Annotated in this window: 1 protein-coding gene; it reads left to right on the forward strand. The window is 39.1% G+C overall.

All coding sequences use genetic code 11. The features are described 5' to 3' along the window. Positions 1 to 44 precede the first annotated feature (44 nt). On the forward strand, positions 45 to 1,655 hold the full coding sequence (gene pckA / locus E1176_RS01400; protein ID WP_155208793.1) for a phosphoenolpyruvate carboxykinase (ATP): 1,611 nt from the start codon (positions 45 to 47) through the stop codon (positions 1,653 to 1,655). Positions 1,656 to 1,701: the final 46 nt, after the last annotated feature.

The raw sequence follows: 1,701 nt of genomic DNA on the forward strand, positions 1-1,701 counted from the left end.
AATATTTACACCTCAAGCAAATAAAAAAACTATAACGACAGATCATGCAAGAACTAGGGTTTAAATCAGACAATGCATCGGTAGAAACGTTGGGTATAAAGGATGCGAAGGCGCATTGGAACCTTTCTCCGGAAAAATTAGCGGAGATCGCCATAGAAAAAGGACAAGCAGAGAGAACCTCTTCTGGGGCCATAGCTGTAGATACTGGTGAATTCACAGGAAGATCACCTCAAGACAGATTTATTGTAAAAGACGACATAACTGAAGACGCAATTTGGTGGGGAAATATAAACATCCCTTTTGATCCGGATAAATTTGATAAGCTTTATAATAAGGTGACTGAGTACTTATCAGGCAAAGAAGTATATGTAAGAGATGCTTATGCCTGCGCAGACCCTAATTATAAAACTAATATAAGAGTAGTAAATGAGTACCCTTGGTCTAATATGTTTGTATATAACATGTTTTTGAGACCAACAGAAGATGAGATCAAGTCTTTCGACCCTGAGTGGACCGTAGTAAACGCACCAGGTTTCAAAGCTGATCCTGAGGTTGATGGTACAAGACAGCACAACTTTGCTATCCTTAACTTCAAGAAAAAAATAGCTTTAGTTGGTGGTACTGGTTACACAGGAGAAATTAAGAAAGGTATTTTCTCTGCCTTAAACTTTATTTTACCTCATCAGAAGAACACACTTTCTATGCACTGCTCAGCCAACATTGGCAAAGATGGTGACACTGCTATCTTCTTTGGGCTTTCTGGTACTGGTAAAACTACGCTTTCTGCAGATCCTAATAGAAAACTGATTGGTGATGATGAGCATGGCTGGTCTAACGAAAACACTGTATTTAACTTCGAAGGTGGTTGTTATGCAAAAGTTATCGACCTTTCTGAAGAAAAAGAACCAGATATCTTTAACGCCATAAAAGAAGGAGCTCTTCTGGAAAACGTAGTGCTTAAAGGTGACAAATCTGTGGATTTCGAAAGTGGTGCTAAAACTGAAAATACCAGAGTTAGTTACCCAATCTTCCACATCAATAACATTGCAGAACCATCAATTGGTGAAAACCCGAAGAACATATTCTTCCTTACCTGTGATGCATACGGAGTGTTACCTCCAATCTCAAAGCTTACTCCTGGTCAGGCAGCATTTCATTTTATTTCTGGTTACACTGCAAAAGTGGCCGGTACTGAGGCCGGCATTACTGAACCGGTAACTGCATTTTCTGCTTGTTTTGGCGCACCATTTATGCCATTGCACCCAACTAAGTATGCTGAGATGTTAAGTCATAAAATGCAGGAATCTGGCGTAAATGTATGGTTAGTAAACACTGGTTGGTCTGGCGGACCTTATGGTGTAGGTAGTCGTATGAGTTTAAAGATTACCAGAGCACTCATTACTTCTGCTCTTGAGGGTCAACTTGACGAAGTATCTTACACTGAGCATGAAATTTTTGGCTTAATGATGCCAACTTCATGTCCTAATGTACCAGAAAATGTCTTGAACCCTAAAAACACTTGGGAAGATAAGGAAGCTTATGATACTAAGGCTAATGCATTGGCTAATGCCTTCAATAAAAACTTCGAAAAATTTGCTGAGTATGCAAATGACGAAATTTTGTCTGCGGCTCCTAAAGCAAAAGCTGATGCTTAATTAAAAGCAGCATCAATCAAACTTAAAAAAGCCTTCTCAAAATTGA

The sequence above is a fragment of the Fulvivirga aurantia genome (genome assembly GCF_009711475.1).
GTDB classification, from domain to species: domain Bacteria; phylum Bacteroidota; class Bacteroidia; order Cytophagales; family Cyclobacteriaceae; genus Fulvivirga; species Fulvivirga aurantia.